This window comes from Leucobacter chromiiresistens (genome assembly GCF_001477055.1).
Taxonomy (GTDB): Bacteria; Actinomycetota; Actinomycetes; order Actinomycetales; family Microbacteriaceae; genus Leucobacter; species Leucobacter chromiiresistens_A.
The window spans coordinates 50245-64394 of record NZ_LDRK01000010.1 but is presented as its reverse complement, the minus strand read 5'-3'; the positions used below and the strand labels follow the sequence as shown (position 1 = coordinate 64394).

The 14150-nt window shown below is 66.0% G+C and carries 14 protein-coding genes and 2 tRNA genes; 3 read left to right on the top strand and 13 right to left on the bottom strand.

What is annotated here, in order from left to right; all coding sequences use genetic code 11:
- Window positions 1-130 precede the first annotated feature (130 nt).
- Complete coding sequence (locus tag NS354_RS01865) at window positions 131-622, top strand: hypothetical protein (protein ID WP_058592919.1); 492 nt, start codon at window positions 131-133, stop codon at window positions 620-622.
- Window positions 623-762: 140 nt separating this feature from the next.
- Here NS354_RS01865 and NS354_RS01860 read toward each other — a convergent pair whose 3' ends face one another.
- From NS354_RS01860 to NS354_RS01835, 9 genes are all read right to left on the bottom strand, one after another.
- Complete coding sequence (locus NS354_RS01860; RefSeq protein ID WP_058592918.1) at window positions 763-1248, bottom strand: NUDIX hydrolase; 486 nt, start codon at window positions 1246-1248, stop codon at window positions 763-765.
- Window positions 1249-1301: 53 nt separating this feature from the next.
- Window positions 1302-2687, bottom strand: coding sequence for an alpha/beta hydrolase (locus tag NS354_RS01855; RefSeq protein ID WP_241490299.1), 1386 nt, complete (start codon window positions 2685-2687; stop codon window positions 1302-1304).
- A 70-nt stretch (window positions 2688-2757) separates the two neighbouring features.
- Complete coding sequence (locus tag NS354_RS01850) at window positions 2758-3861, bottom strand: DUF4097 family beta strand repeat-containing protein (protein ID WP_058592917.1); 1104 nt, start codon at window positions 3859-3861, stop codon at window positions 2758-2760.
- Window positions 3858-4574 (bottom strand): response regulator, encoded by a 717-nt coding sequence (locus NS354_RS01845; RefSeq protein WP_058592916.1) that lies wholly within the window; start codon window positions 4572-4574, stop codon window positions 3858-3860. Before NS354_RS01845 ends, NS354_RS01850 begins: the two co-directional genes overlap by 4 nt.
- Window positions 4562-6037 (bottom strand): sensor histidine kinase, encoded by a 1476-nt coding sequence (locus NS354_RS01840; protein WP_241490298.1) that lies wholly within the window; start codon window positions 6035-6037, stop codon window positions 4562-4564. Before NS354_RS01840 ends, NS354_RS01845 begins: the two co-directional genes overlap by 13 nt.
- 375 nt (window positions 6038-6412) lie before the next feature.
- Window positions 6413-6856 carry a hypothetical protein gene (locus NS354_RS13280; protein WP_153002074.1) on the bottom strand — a complete coding sequence of 148 codons (444 nt, stop codon included), beginning with the start codon at window positions 6854-6856 and terminating at the stop codon, window positions 6413-6415.
- Entirely contained in the window at window positions 6853-7230 is a 378-nt protein-coding gene (locus NS354_RS13070) for a helix-turn-helix domain-containing protein (RefSeq protein ID WP_082677848.1), read from the bottom strand. The genes NS354_RS13280 and NS354_RS13070 overlap by 4 nt, the downstream gene beginning before the upstream one ends.
- Window positions 7227-7646 (bottom strand): hypothetical protein, encoded by a 420-nt coding sequence (locus tag NS354_RS13275; RefSeq protein WP_153002073.1) that lies wholly within the window; start codon window positions 7644-7646, stop codon window positions 7227-7229. Before NS354_RS13275 ends, NS354_RS13070 begins: the two co-directional genes overlap by 4 nt.
- A gap of 508 nt (window positions 7647-8154) precedes the next feature.
- Entirely contained in the window at window positions 8155-8472 is a 318-nt protein-coding gene (locus tag NS354_RS01835; protein ID WP_153002072.1) for a hypothetical protein, read from the bottom strand.
- 91 nt (window positions 8473-8563) lie between these two features.
- On the opposite strand from NS354_RS01835, the gene NS354_RS13270 reads away from it, so the two are divergent.
- Complete coding sequence (locus NS354_RS13270; RefSeq protein WP_153002071.1) at window positions 8564-9097, top strand: hypothetical protein; 534 nt, start codon at window positions 8564-8566, stop codon at window positions 9095-9097.
- 1027 nt (window positions 9098-10124) lie between these two features.
- Window positions 10125-10694, top strand: a complete 570-nt coding sequence (locus NS354_RS01825; RefSeq protein ID WP_153002070.1) for a site-specific integrase — start codon at window positions 10125-10127, stop codon at window positions 10692-10694.
- A gap of 53 nt (window positions 10695-10747) precedes the next feature.
- Here NS354_RS01825 and NS354_RS01820 read toward each other — a convergent pair.
- The 4 genes from NS354_RS01820 to gyrA all read right to left on the bottom strand — a co-directional run bounded on the left by NS354_RS01820 (window position 10748) and on the right by gyrA (window position 14141).
- Window positions 10748-10820: transfer RNA gene (locus NS354_RS01820), tRNA-Ala, on the bottom strand.
- Window positions 10821-11037: 217 nt separating this feature from the next.
- Window positions 11038-11111 (bottom strand) — tRNA-Ile (locus NS354_RS01815).
- 95 nt (window positions 11112-11206) lie between these two features.
- Window positions 11207-11614, bottom strand: coding sequence for a DUF3566 domain-containing protein (locus tag NS354_RS01810; RefSeq protein ID WP_058592912.1), 408 nt, complete (start codon window positions 11612-11614; stop codon window positions 11207-11209).
- The gene (gene gyrA, locus NS354_RS01805; RefSeq protein ID WP_058592962.1) at window positions 11607-14141 is read right to left on the bottom strand and encodes a DNA gyrase subunit A; all 2535 of its coding nucleotides are present in this window, start codon (window positions 14139-14141) and stop codon (window positions 11607-11609) included. The genes NS354_RS01810 and gyrA overlap by 8 nt, the downstream gene beginning before the upstream one ends.
- Window positions 14142-14150 lie beyond the last annotated feature (9 nt).

Here is a 14150-nt window from a genome sequence, read left to right as displayed (position 1 = left end):
GAGCCTGGGAAACCCTGACAACGCGCGGTTCTCGGAACTCGCTCCGCCGCCGACGGGCGGGTTCGGTGTAGCGTGGAGGCTACGGGTGATATGGCTCAAAGGATTGCCTCGTCGAGCAAGGAGGATACGAATGAATCTCTCACGGAAGCGCCGCCGCGAACTCCGGAAGCTGCGGAAGAACGCCCAGGAGCTGCTCGACCAGCAGCGCGTGGTGCTGGGGCACGCCGGGGAGGTGCTCGGCCAGGTCGGCGGTCAGGCCCGCCACCTCAGCGACGAGCATCTGATGCCGCGGGTGGACGGCGCGCTTGAGGCGGTGCGCCCGACGCTCGATCGCGGTGTGGCGACGGCCCGTCGTGCGGCGAGCACGGTGCGTCGCGCGACCACCCCGATCGTTGCGAGCGCGCTCGCGCGCACGATCCAGACGCTCGACGAGATCGACAACCCCAAGGCGGCGAAGAAGGTCCGCGGGTTCGGCGAGCGCTCGGGGTACCTGAAGCCGAAGAAGAAGGCCGGCGGTGTCGTCGCCGTCGGGCTCGGCGTCGCCGCAGCGGTCGGCGTCGGCTACGCGCTCTGGCAGGCCTTCCGCACGGATGACGAGCTCTGGGTCGCGCCCGAGAACTGAGGCATCTGCAACGACGAATGGCGCTCCGGCTCACCAGCCGGGGCGCCATTCGCGTTCTGCGCGCCGTCGGCGCGATCCTCGCCCGCCGACAGTGCGCGAACGGCTGCCTCTCTCCGGCGAGCCGCGATCCCCTCGAACGACTACTTGCGCGGCTTCCCCGAGCGGCCCTGACGGTTCGCGCCCTTGCCCGGCTTGCCCACCGGGCGCCGATTCAGCCCCGCCATTCGCAGCCCCGTCTGCACCAGCGAGAGCGTCCGCAGCGACTTGATGTCGCGGAGCGCCACCCACCGCGCCTCGTCCGACGACCCGTCGACCTCGTTGCGCAGCGGCCCGTCCACGACGGTCGCCCGGTAGACGATCCGGATGGTGTGCAGCTCGGGGTCGTCGCCCGCCGGCACCTCCTCGCGCACCATCACACGCGAATCCACCCCGAGCAGCTTGCCGACCTTCGCCTCGAGGCCGGTCTCCTCCGCCACCTCGCGCACGACCGCGTCCCGGGGATCCTCGCCGCTCTCGATGCCGCCGCCCGGCAGCGTCCACCCGTGCAGATGACCCCGACGCCAGTGCGTGAGCAGGATCTTGCCGCGCCGCTCAACGACGGCGTAGGCGGCGACTCGAAGATCCATGATCCGAGCCTAGTCGGTCGGGCGTCGAGGCCGCTCCGCCCGCGCCGACGCGCTCAGACCGCGCCGGGGTGGGCCCGCTCGCGCCGGCGCCGCGGTGCGCGCCCTCCCGCCGCGCGCTGCGCCGCCGTCCAGCCCGTCACCCACCGCTCGAGTCGGGCGTACGCCTCGGCGCGCACCGTGTCCCGCGACAGGAAGACGTCGTGCAGGGCGCCGTCGAGTCGCTCGACGGTGAGCGTCGAGCCCAGCCGCAGCGACGCCTTCGCGATCTCATCGACCTCGAGCACCGTGTCGGCGCTCGTCAGCGACTCGTCCCAGCGCAGCGGGAGCGCCGAGCGGGCCGACAGCAGCATGAGGATCGGTGACTCGATGGCGAGGCCGCGACTCACCCGCGCATGGCCGGCGAGGATCGCGCGGAGCCACACGGTGAGCACCGCGTGACTGCGCGCCGGCCTCCAGCGCTCGTCGATCACGGCCAGCTCGTCCTGCGGTCCCACAGTGCGCTGCGCGCGCGTGTAGAGCCCCGCATCGAACTGCGGTGCGGAGTCCCGCAGATTGAACCTCGCGCCGAGATCGAGGAGCGGGGCGAGCATCTGCCGGCCCGCTCCCGTCAGCTGGAACTCGAGCCACGGGCTGTTGAGCACGAGCGCGTCGGCCCGGCCCGGATGGGTGGCTGCCCACAGGCTCAGAATGAGGCCGCCCGTGGAGTGACCGAAGAGGATGAGTCTGCGCGGGGCGCCCCCGTCTCGCGGTGCCGAGCCGGCAGGAGCCGCCCCGCCCTGCGGCCCGGGACCGGGTGGGGGCTCCGCGCCGGACAGCGGCTCGCCGTGCCCGATCGCCGCGAGCGCCAACCCGATCTCGAGATCGTAGTCATCGAGATTCTCGATGTAGCCCGGCGTCTGCCCGTCGCGCAGGCTTCGGCCGTACTTGCGCAGGTCGAGCGCGTAGAAGCGGGCGCCCCGATCGGTCCAGAAGCGCGCCATGCTGCGCTGGAAGAAATAGTCGGACCAGCCGTGCACGTAGAGCACATCGACATCGGCGAGAGGCGGTGTGCGGCGCAGCAGGCGATCGATCAGGCCGGGCGGCGTCGGCAGGGAGCGGACGAGGGTCGCGACGAGCGGCCCCTCGTCGTCCGCGCCGAGGTCCAGCTCCGCCGCCTCGAAGCCCTCGCCGAGCACATCGGCGCCCCATCGCAGCGGGGTGCGGGCCCACGATGCGGGCCCGGCGCTCCCGTTCGCCTCCGCGCGGGCCCGGCCCTCCGGCCCGCGCGGAGCGAACCGGGCCGAGGCGCCGAGCGTCGCCGACCGGTCCGCGTGCGGGCCCGACGGCGCCGGCGCGCCCGGCGCCGGGCGCACCGGCACCGCTCCGCCGTGACGCCCTGCGTCTCCGCCGTGACGCCCTGCGTTTCCGCCGTCCCGCCCTGCGTCTCCGCCGTGGTCCATGCGCCCAGTGTACGGTGCGCCCGCGGAGCCGGGGCGTCTCGGTGTGCGCAGGCGTCTCGGTCCGTGCAGGCTACTGCAGCACGACCTTCGCGGCCTCCGCACGCACCGTCACCACGTGCTTCGAGTCCTCGCTCTTCGTGAGACGGTCGTCGAGCTCGCCGAGCTCGGCCGTCGCATCGACGCGGTAGTCGGCCTCCGGCAGATCGAGCGCGGCACTGCCGGTGCTCGCCTCGACGGAGACGCGATCCGGAGCGGCGCCGGTCATCGTCACCCGAACCGACCCCGCCTCCACGCCGACCTCGGCCGTTCCCACATCCGCGAGCTCGAGCTCCGCCTTGCCGGCTTCGACCTCGACCTCGACGTTCTGGGCGCTGCCGTCGAGACGGATGTCGCCGCCCTGCACGCTGACGTCGAGCGAGCGGAAGGATCCCGAGCCTCGCAGTGCTCCGCCCTCGACGCTCAGTTCCGCGTCGAGCATGCCATCCTCCATCATCGACTGCGGCAGGGTCAGCGTGCCCGAGGCGTCGCCGAGCGAGCCGGAGCCGCAATTGACGAAGCAGCCCGTGGTGAACCCGCGATCCGGCGTCTCGACGACCAGACGGCCCTCGCGCACCGCGAGCGTCCAGTTCGCGGCGCGATCTCCCGTCACTGCGAGCTCCGCCTCGCCGACGTCGCCGAATGCCACGTCGAACGATGCGCCCGCGATCTCCACGTCCAGTGACCGCACCTCGTCGATGGGGGCGAAGTGCGTCACCGTGCCCGAACCGTCATCGACCAGCTGCTCCGAGCCGGGCGCCGCGCCGCCCGGACCCTCGCTCCCGTCGAAATCGACCGCGCTGCCGACGAACGCATCGATCGCGTCGTAGCGCTCGGGCATGACGGAGGAGTAAGCGGTCGATGCGGCGACCGCGAGCAGCGCCACTCCCCCGACCGCCGCCGTCACCGCGACGATCACGCGCGTCGAGGGCGTTCCCTTGCGTGCGGTGCTCATCGGCTGGGGCCTCGCCTGCTGAGGCTCCCCGGGCTGCGATGCCCCGGGCTGCGGGGCGTCCGGCCCGGTGGTCCCGGGCGTCGGCGCACCGTTCTGCAGGGTCGGCTGCGCAGTCGTCGGCTGCGGGGTCGGCTGCGCGATCGATCCATCGTGGGACTCGTCGGGAGTGGTGGGCGTGGTCATGCTGAGGCTCCGGTCTGTGGTTCGGGGGTGGAACGTCGGGCGTCGGGCCCGGCTGCAGGCGTACCCCCCACGCTCTCGAAATGGGCGATCGCGGCGAGCACTCGGCGATTGCCGCCGCCGTCGGGTTCGAGTTGCAGCTTCTGGAAGATCGCGGTGATGTGCTTCTCGACGCTCGCCTCGGAGAGGAACAGCAGGGCTGCGATCGACTGATTCGATCGACCCTCGGCGAGCGCCGCGAGCACGGTTCGCTCGCGTTCCGTGAGTGCGCGCATGCGATCGTCGCGAGACCGGCGGGTGAGCAGCTGGGCGACGACCTCGGGGTCGAGCACCGTCGCCCCCGACGCGATGCGCTGCACCGAGTCGATGAACTCGCCGACGTCCGCGACGCGATCCTTCAGGAGGTAGCCGAAGGCCCCGCCCTGGGCGGCGATCAGCTCGCTCGCGTAGCGCTCCTCCACGTATTGGGAGAGCACGAGCACCGGAAGACGCGGGTGCGTGCGACGCAGCTCGAGTGCTGCGAGGATCCCCTCGTCCGTGAAGGAGGGCGGCAGTCGCACGTCGAGGATGCACAGTTCGGGCTCGGTCGCAGCGACGGTCTGGTGCAGCGACGTCGCATCGGGGAGAGCCGCCACGACGCTGTGCCCGCCGTGCTCGAGCAAACGGACCAGCCCTTCGCGCAGCAGCACCGAGTCTTCGCAGATCAGGATGCGCACGGGACGCTCACCTCCAGGGTCGTGGGGCCGCCGCGCGGACTGTCGAGGCGGGTGGTGCCGCCGGCGGCGAGCACCCGATTCATGATGCCGTCGAGGCCGCCCCCGGGGGTGACTCGCGCGCCGCCGATGCCGTTGTCCTCGACCCGGGCCCAGAGGAACGGGGTCGGCGCATCGTCGTCGTCGCGCATACGCACGATGACGCGCGCCTCGCTCGCGCGGGAGTGCTTCGCCGCATTCGTCAGCGATTCCGCGATGGCGAAGTACACGGCGGCCTCGGCATCGCGACTGCAGCGGCCGGAGAGCCGCACATCGACCTGCACGGGGATGTGCGACCGGGCTGCGAGTGCGGAGAGGGCCGCGTCGAGCCCGCGATCGTCGAGCACGGAGGCGTAGATGCCCCGCGCGAGCTGGCGCAGCTCGGTGATCGCCGCCTTCGTCGAGGTGTGCGCTTCGGCGACCAGCATCTTCGCCGCGTCGGGGTCGGAGTCGATCTTCTGCTGCGCGAGCCCGAGCGTCATGCCGACCGACACCAGCCGGGGCTGCACGCCGTCGTGCAGGTCCCGTTCGATGCGGGTGCGCTCGACGTCTGCTGCGCGCACCGCCCCCGCGCGCTGCTCGTCGGAGACGCGCGCATGCTCCGTGAGCTCCGCCTCGGCCGCGGTGGAACCGATGATGGCGACGGCGATCAGTCGGTGCAGCAGCGCGAGACCCACGATGCCGCCGGCGCAGATCAGCATGCCGATGATTCCCGGCTGCCACCACACCGACGAGGTGCGGAACACGGAGACGAAGGCCTGCACGAAGCCCTGCACGAGCCCGAGCAGGGCAGCGCCCAGCGCACTCGAGATCGCGAAGTTCGCGACCGCGCGCCACATCCGCCCATCCACCGACTGCCGCAGCACGGAGCCCAACCAACCGCCGAAGCCCGGGCCGCGCCGCTGCTGCCACGCCGGAGCCGTGACCGAGATCCCGTAGAGGCCGCCGACTCGGAAGGTCTCGAACCAGGCGATGCCGAAGAGCGCGTAGACCGCCGCGACGAGCAGCACCAGGCCGATCCCGATGATGAGCATGCCGATGCCGGTGCCGAGGAGCGCGGCGAGCACGAGCGTGATGGTGAATCCCACGATGCCGAGTGCGGCGAGGTGGAGGCAGGTGAGCAGCAGACGGAAGGGGGTCTTCGAGGTGGGCGCGGCCGCCGATCGCACCTGCTGCTGCGGGGCCGCGTGCGGGAGACCGGCTGCTGCCGGGGGTGCCGGTGGGGCTGTGGGCGCGGTCTGCGGCGCCACCCGCGGGTACGGAGTCGTCTGCGCGTGCGGCTGGGCCGATGCCTGCGCGTCGGCCTGCGGGTGCATCGGCGCCGTGCTCTGCGCATCCGACTGCATGCCTGCGGTCGCAGTCTGCGGAAGGCCGCGCGTCGGCGGCAGTGGCGTCGTCGGCGCTTCGGAGGGGTGGGGAGTGGTCATGGTTCTACGGTAGGCGCTCCCCCGCACCCGAGAGGAGCCAGCAGGCCCGACGGTCCCATTCGGGTTTCCCCTACCCTCGCGTCCGCACTTCGGATCCTCGTCACACGTTCCACGTGAAACACAACACCCCCGGCACTGAGGCCGGGGTGTCTGTCGGTGGATCCTGGGAATCGAACTCCACCAAAGCACGAATCAAGTTGGTCGACTCCGCCAGAATCTGCGTTATTACAGCGATCTACGATTATCGGGATCAGTCGGAATCAGTAACTTTCACGTCGAATGTTGCCATGATGTTGCCACGACAAATGTTTCGGGAGAGGGTTCCCGCATCCTCGAATGCCATATCGAGGCATGTTCGCACTCAGCTTCGAAAGCTCAAGAAGCGCCAGGCTCCTCGTATAGCTCTTCCGTTTCACGATCCTCATGTTGTCTCGTCAGGTAGCCGATCTGGGGCTCTGGAGCTTTTCGGGGCAGGTCGATCTGAACTTCGATGAACGAAAGAACCTGTCTTAAGGATGCCCTGGCAATGTCGTAAAGTGTTTCGAGAGCATCGGAATCTACAAAAGCCTCTTCAAAAGCCTCAAGCTCTAGGAGCTCCCCCTCCGGTTGACGGAAGATCGACGCCACAATCACCGCACCGCCGCCTGAGTCGCAGCCAGCTTGGAGAGTTCCGAAAACCACTCGGCCACCCATATCGCTAATCCCTTCGGGAGCGATTCCGGTTTCCCAAATGAGTTCGTCTCCTTCTGCATCGTGGCGATGCGATGAAATGGAGATGACCTCTGGGTTGACTAGTAGAAACTGTGTAGAGCCGCTCATGCGGCCATCAAAGAACGGCTGATGTATGCGGACGCTAGCTCGCTCTGTGAAACACGATGAGCATGTGCTTCTGGCTTAAATCGCCATTTCGTCGACTGCTGAGGTTTCTCTGACCCAGCGAAGTTAGCTTCAATCTTCAGAGACGCCCCGAGCACGTGCAAAGTGGCGGCTAACTTGCGAACCGTAATATTTCGTTCGCCACGGAGTCGCGCTGAAATTTCACTTTTCGACACGCCTAGCAACTCGGCGAGTTCGACCTGGGACAAGCCGCTGCGCTCAAGAGCTTCGGCGATCGATTCTGAAGCATCGATCATCGCTGCTTCTTCGGCAAAAATGGCGTCATAAGCTGCATCGCCTACTGGAAACACACTCATTGGTCTTCCCCTTCTTGGATTTGTCCCATGTCGCTATAGAAAATACTCAAGGCTTTTTCGGCCTCCTTCGGAACATCACGATCCTTAGGTTTGCCTTTTCGCCCATGCGTTACAAACCAACGGTTGTTGAACCGAACCAAGTACACCCTGTATCCAGGACTTACGTCGACCTTAAGCTCATGAACTTCAGCTCCCTTGCCATAGGGATCCCTAACTCCCTTGATCTGTCGCATATGCTGCGGACTTTTCAGGCGCATTTTCATGCTTAGTTTCAAAAAGAAGTAGTGGAAACGAGAACGCACACGGTCATTGAGGCTTGTCAGGAATTCAGCAACACGGTCCGATTCTCCTGCGGTTGAAACGATGCTTATGCTGTCGTTTCCTTCAAATATAGGCTCGATGCGAAGTTCAGTCAAAACTTTACTCTCGCCTCTCCGCAATTTGACAGGTGATTCCTCTCACCATGCTAGTTCTTAAGTGAACATAGACCGAGGATCGCGAGCTCAACTTTAGAGCAGACGATGGATGCTGCATAGGCACTGGTGCCACGAGCGCGCGAGCTACGTGTGACAAGCCGCTCCACGTGTCGGCATCAGGAATTACCGATTGTCCCTGCAGTTAAGCAGGCTTCCGGATACGACAAACGAAACACATCCGTTAAATGGACGTCGGTGTTGCGTCGGTTTGCATACCGTCACTGCGGGCGGGGCACGGGCCGTTTCAACGCGATCGGGGTGACGTTTGGCGCCGACGCGACTGCGGCCGCCTGCGTGCCCTGCTCGACACGGCGTGCACGGAGCTCGTCGAGCAGCTTCGACAGCAGCGAGTGGGTGCGGATCGCGAGGCCGGTATCCCCGTCGCGCCGGCCTGGTCGACGATGTCCGCGAGCGCCCGCACCTGCGAGACGGCCGCCGCGTCGTCTTATCAACGCGAAAGGCTCGCTTTAACCCGGTTCCAGTTCAACGAGTCGAAGGCGAGAGCAAGCGATTCCTGCGGGTTCTGCACGCGGTCGAGCGGCCCGTCTCCGCCCAAGACGTCCACCCGCCACATCTCGCGCCCCTGATAGGTTTCCGGGTTCTCGCCGATCGGGTACTGCGTCACCACAACAGCGACACTCTCACCGTCGACCGTGCCTCGCACCTCGTGCGTGACCGTGTACTCGATTGAGTCGATCGTCAGTGGCCCAACCTCTGCCTCGATCTTCTTCTGTACCTCAACTTTGAGATCATCACGCTTCGTCATAATGCTCATAATAACCACAGCCGGATGCGATGAGCGCCCAATTAGCACGCATATCTAGAGCGAGCTCCATGAAATAGCTATGCTCGGCCACATGACCAAAGATTTGAAGCCCAGCGACGACCTGTACTACTCCATAAAAGGCCTGCCAGGTTGGAATTCACTGCTGCGGGCCGTTCAGGATGGTGAAAGCGACGGCGAAAGTACCAGGCTGCGACGCCTGACAGGCGAACTCATCTCGAGCGTTCTTCTTGCCGCCGGCGAAGACACGCGCCCAGTCGCCATCAGTGGCGGGCTTGACGACGAGTGGAGCGGTCGCTTTGTTGCGGTTTACCCAACATTGATCGTCGTCGCAGAAACCGAATCGCTCTACGAATTGAACCCAGGATCATTCAATGTGAAAGTATGGCCTACTTCCGCGGCTCGCAATCTAAAGGTGAGAGCTGTGCACAACTATTTCAAGGGAGCCGACAGGGGCAACCGCACCGATGGGGTCACTTTCAGATTCGAGCTTGACGATGAAGCCTACGAAGTGAAGCCCACACCTCGCACAGCCGACAGCACCCCGAGATCTGAAAGCGCAGCCATCTACGAAGCTTTCAAGCTGCTCCGCGACACCCAGCCCTGAGCGTTTTCGACGCCTATGCGTCACGCGACCCGATGTTGCGCTGTTGCTTGAACTTCGCGAGTGACGTCGGCTCCGGCAACACCTCGCCCGCAGCAGCATCAGCCGTCTGCACCCCTCGCACCCTTTTAGGCTCGCGATTGGGCGCAGCAGCAGCCTCGAGCACCTTCCGTACCTCCGAGAGCGCGGCCCGGTACTGAGTCGCCGTCGACGCTGACGGCGACTCGTCCATCTCTCGTGCCAGCAACTTCACCAGCTCAACCAGAGGAGCCTCCTCAGATACGTGGGCGAGCCCCGTCGCACGCAGCATCCGCGTCACAGCAGACCGATGAACGCGACTTCTCCTCGGTTCACTCGTCACCACAGAGGATTGCTCAGCTGCCGCCTTCTGAGCACGCCGCTTCCGCTGATACTCACGATCCTGCTCCCTCGTTCTCGACATAAGCACAAACCTCCTGAGTTGTGTGACGCGCACCCGAAGGTGTGACGCGAAAGTGTGACATGAAAGCCCCGAAACCGACCGGGGAGAGAGGAACACCCCCCGGCGCGGTCGGCCGCACCCCCAGCTGTCTCTAGATTTTTTGGGGCTTGGGTAGCGGGTTCACTCGCAAGCGCGTCGCCGAGCTGCGCCTCGCAGAAGTCGAGGTCGGCAAAGCGAAGGGCGACTACGTCAACCCGACCGACGGCCACACCACGGTGGAAACGCTCGGCGTCGATTGGCTGCGGTCGCAGAAGACCGTGCTGAAGCCCTCGAGCTACCTCTCGTTCGAGACTGCCTGGCGCGTGAATGTCGCACCGAAGTGGGCCGCGCGCAAAGTCGGCGGCATCCGCCACGGCGAAGTGCAGGCGTGGGTGTCCGAGCTCGCCGGCAAGAAGTCGGCCACCGTCGTGCTGCGCGCGCACGGCATCCTCGCATCGATACTCGACACCGCACTGCGAGATCAACGAGTCTCGAAGAACGTAGCCCGCGGCGTCATCGAAGCCCACGATCGTGCGCTTCCTCGCGTACACGGGCCTCCGGTGGGGCGAAATGGCCGGCCTGCACGTCGAGCACGTCGACGCCGTCAAACGGCGCGTGAGTGTCGTACAGAATGCCGTCACCGTGGGGAGCTTCGTCGAGGTAGGCACCCCGAAGACCCACGAGGCGCGCACCGTACCGTTCCCCGACTTTCTCGACACCGAGCTCGCAGCGCAGGCGGCCGGCAAACCTCGGACCGGGATCCTGTTCGGCGACGGAACCACCTACATGCCGCTCCCCCTCACCGGCTCAGGCTGGTTCAGCCGCGCCGTCGACCGCTGCATCGCCGCAGACACACAACGCGCCGAGATCGCCGCAGAGCGCGGAGAGACGGTGCCCGCGATCTTCCCACGCGTCACACCCCACGATCTGCGCCACACGGCGGCATCGCTCGCGATCAGTGCCGGCGCCAACGTGAAGGCCGTGCAGCGTATGCTCGGGCACGCCTCTGCAGCGATGACGCTCGACACCTATGCGGACCTCTTCGACGATGACCTCGACGACGTGGCCGCGGCACTCAGTCGGGCCCGTTCGTCCGCGATTGTTGCCACGGCGTTGCCAGCAGAGTCACCGGAGGAATGAGAAAGGCCCCAACTTCCCAATGATTTCTAGGGAAGTCGGGGCCAATCAGTTTGTGGATCCTGGGAGAATCGAACTCCCGACATCCTGCTTGCAAAGCAGGCACTCTACCAACTGAGTTAAGGACCCGTGGGAGTCGAAGACTTCCACTCGCCGCTCCTGTCGCAGACCGGAACAACTCGATCTACTCTACAGACTTCCTTGGCGAAGCGCAAAAGCGGCCGCGATGCGTCGAGCGCGATCGCCAGGAGCGCCTGTTCCCAGCACGAGCGCCCGTGCCTGGCGGTATGGACGCTGAAACGCAAAAGCCCCGCTGTGATTCAGCGGGGCTTTCGTGTAATTGCGGTGGGGCTACCAGGACTTGAACCTGGGACCTCTTCATTATCAGTGAAGCGCTCTAACCACCTGAGCTATAGCCCCCGACCAAGCAATGACTCTACCCGAAGCCGAGACAAATCCGAAATCGTCTGCGGATACCGGGCGTGGCCCGACCCAAGCGAGGGTCGGGCCGCGGCTCAGTTGCTGGTGAACCCGAGCTGGAATCCGCCCAGAACCCGAACGAGCAGGTTGTAGACGAGGGATCCGACCGCACCGAGCGCGGTGCCGACGATCACATTGAGAATGCCGACGACGACGGAGAAGCCGAGCACCTGCGGGAAGCCGATGATCTTCATGAGGCTGTTGTCCTCACCCACGATGTCCATGAACAGCTGATCGACCTGGGCGAACACGCCGGTCTGCAGCAGCACGGTGTAGATCAGGATCGTCGCGACGACACTGACGACCGCGAAGCAGATGGCGACGAGGAAAGAGAACTTCACCGCCGACCAGAAGTCGACGTAGACGAGCTTGAGGCGAACCTGCTTCGCCGGCGCCTTCTTACGGGTCTTCTTGGCCAGTTTGTCGGCGACAGTGTTACTCATTCAGGTCTTCCTCGTTTTCCGCGTTCTCGGGCCCTGCGGCCTCGGACTCATCGTCGTCGAGCCCACGCTCCGGATTGCGCGCGATGCCAATAATACGGTCCTGCTCTGGGAATCGTGCAAAGACCACCCCCATGGTGTTGCGGCCCTTCGCCGGCACCTCCGCGACGCCGGAGCGCACGACCTTGCCGCTCGCCAGCACTGCGAGCACCTCGTCGGTCTCATCGACGATCAGGGAGCCCACGAGCACGCCGCGGTTCTCGTCGAGCTTCGCGACCTTGATGCCGTACCCGCCGCGCTGCTGCACTCGGTACTCGTCGACGGCGGTGCGCTTCGCGTACCCGCCTTCGGTGACGACGAAGACGTAGCCGTCGCTCCCGTCGATGCGCGACGCACCGAGGAGCGCGTCGCCCTCGCGGAAGTTCATACCGCGCACGCCGCTCGTCGAGCGCCCCATGGGGCGAAGTGCCTGATCAGAAGCGGTGAAGCGCACCGACATGCCGTGGCGCGACACGAGCAGCACATCATCGGTCGCCTCTGCGATGAGCGCTGAGACGAGTTCGTCGCCGTCGCGCAGCTTGATGGCGATGATGCCGCCCGTGCGGTTGGTGTCGTACTCCGTCAGTGCGGTTTTCTTGACCAGCCCGTCTCGGGTGGCAAGCACCAGGTAGCCGGCGGCGTCGAAGTCGCGCACGTCGAGGATCTGGGTGACCATCTCGTCGGGCGCGAGCGCGAGCAGGTTCGCGAGATGCTGCCCCTTCGAATCCCGACCGCCCTCGGGCACCTCGTACGTCTTCGCGCGGTAGACGCGCCCGGTGTTCGTGAAGAACAGGAGCCAGTGATGCGTAGTGGTGACGAAGAAGTGCTCGACGATGTCGTCGGCGCGCAGCTGGGCGCCCTTGACGCCCTTGCCGCCGCGGTGCTGAGACCGGTAGTTGTCGATGCGCGTGCGCTTGACGTACCCGCCGCGGGTGATGGTGACGACCATCTCCTCCTCGGGAATGAGGTCCTCCATCGACATATCACCGTCGTATCCGTGGAGGATGGCCGTGCGGCGCTCGTCGCCGAACTTGGTGACGATCTCCCCGAGCTCCTGCACCACGATCCCGCGCTGCTCGGAGGGCGATGCGAGGATCGCCTCGTATTCTGCGATCTGCGCCTCGAGCTTCGCGGCGAGGTCGAGAATCTTCTGCCGTTCGAGGGCGGCCAGACGGCGCAACTGGAGGCCGAGGATCGCATCCGCCTGGATCTGATCCACGCTGAGCAGCCCCATGAGCCCCTCGCGGGCCTCTTCGACCGTCGGCGAGCGGCGGATGAGGGCGATGACCTCGTCGAGCGCGTCGAGCGCCTTCAGGTATCCGCGCTGGATGTGGGCTTCCGCCTCCGCCTTCTTCAGGCGGAACGCCGTGCGACGTACGATGACCTCGATCTGGTGCTTCGCCCAGGCGGTGATGAACCCGTCCAGCGCCAGCGTGCGGGGAATGCCGTCGACGATCGCCAGCATGTTGGCGCCGAAGTTCTCCTGGAGCTGCGTGTGCTTGTACAGGTTGTTCAGCACGACCTTCGCGATGGCGTCGCGCTTGAGCACGACGACCAGTCGCTGACCGGTGCGTCCGCTCGACTCGTCGCGGATGTCGGCGATGCCCTGCACCTTGTTGTCTTTGACGAGGTCGGCGATCTTCACCGCGAGGTTGTCGGGATTCACCTGGTACGGCAGTTCCGTGACGACGAGGCAGGTGCGACCCTGGATCTCCTCGATGTTGACGACCGCCCGCATCGTGATCGATCCGCGTCCGGTGCGGTATGCCTCGCGGATGCCCTTGGTGCCGAGGATCTGAGCGCCGGTCGGGAAGTCGGGACCGTGCACGCGCTCCATGAGCGCGTCGAGAAGCTCTTCGCGGGATGCGTCGGGGTGCTCGAGATGCCAGATCGCCGCCTCGGAGACCTCGCGGAGGTTGTGCGGCGGAATATTCGTCGCCATGCCCACCGCGATGCCGACCGATCCGTTGACGAGGAGATTGGGGAAACGCGACGTGAGCACCGTCGGCTCCTGCGTGCGACCGTCGTAGTTGTCCTGGAAGTCGACGGTGTCCTCGTCGATGTCGCGCACCATCTCGAGGGCGAGCGGCGCCATCTTCGTCTCGGTGTATCGGTGCGCAGCGGCGCCGTCATTGCCGGGAGAGCCGAAGTTGCCCTGTCCCAGCGCGAGCGGGTACCGCAGGGTCCACGGCTGCACGAGACGCACGAGCGAGTCGTAGACCGCGCTGTCGCCGTGCGGATGGAACTGGCCCATCACGTCGCCGATCACGCGCGTGCACTTCGAGAAGGCCTTGTCGGGTCGGTAGCCGCCGTCGTACATCGTGTAGATGACGCGTCGGTGCACGGGCTTGAGCCCGTCGCGCACGTCGGGGAGCGCGCGCCCCACGATCACGCTCATGGCGTAGTCGAGGTACGACCGCTGCATCTCGAGCTGCAGATCGACCTGGTCGATCCTGCCGTGCACCGCGTCGTTCGTGTCGACCTCGTTGATGTCCGTCTC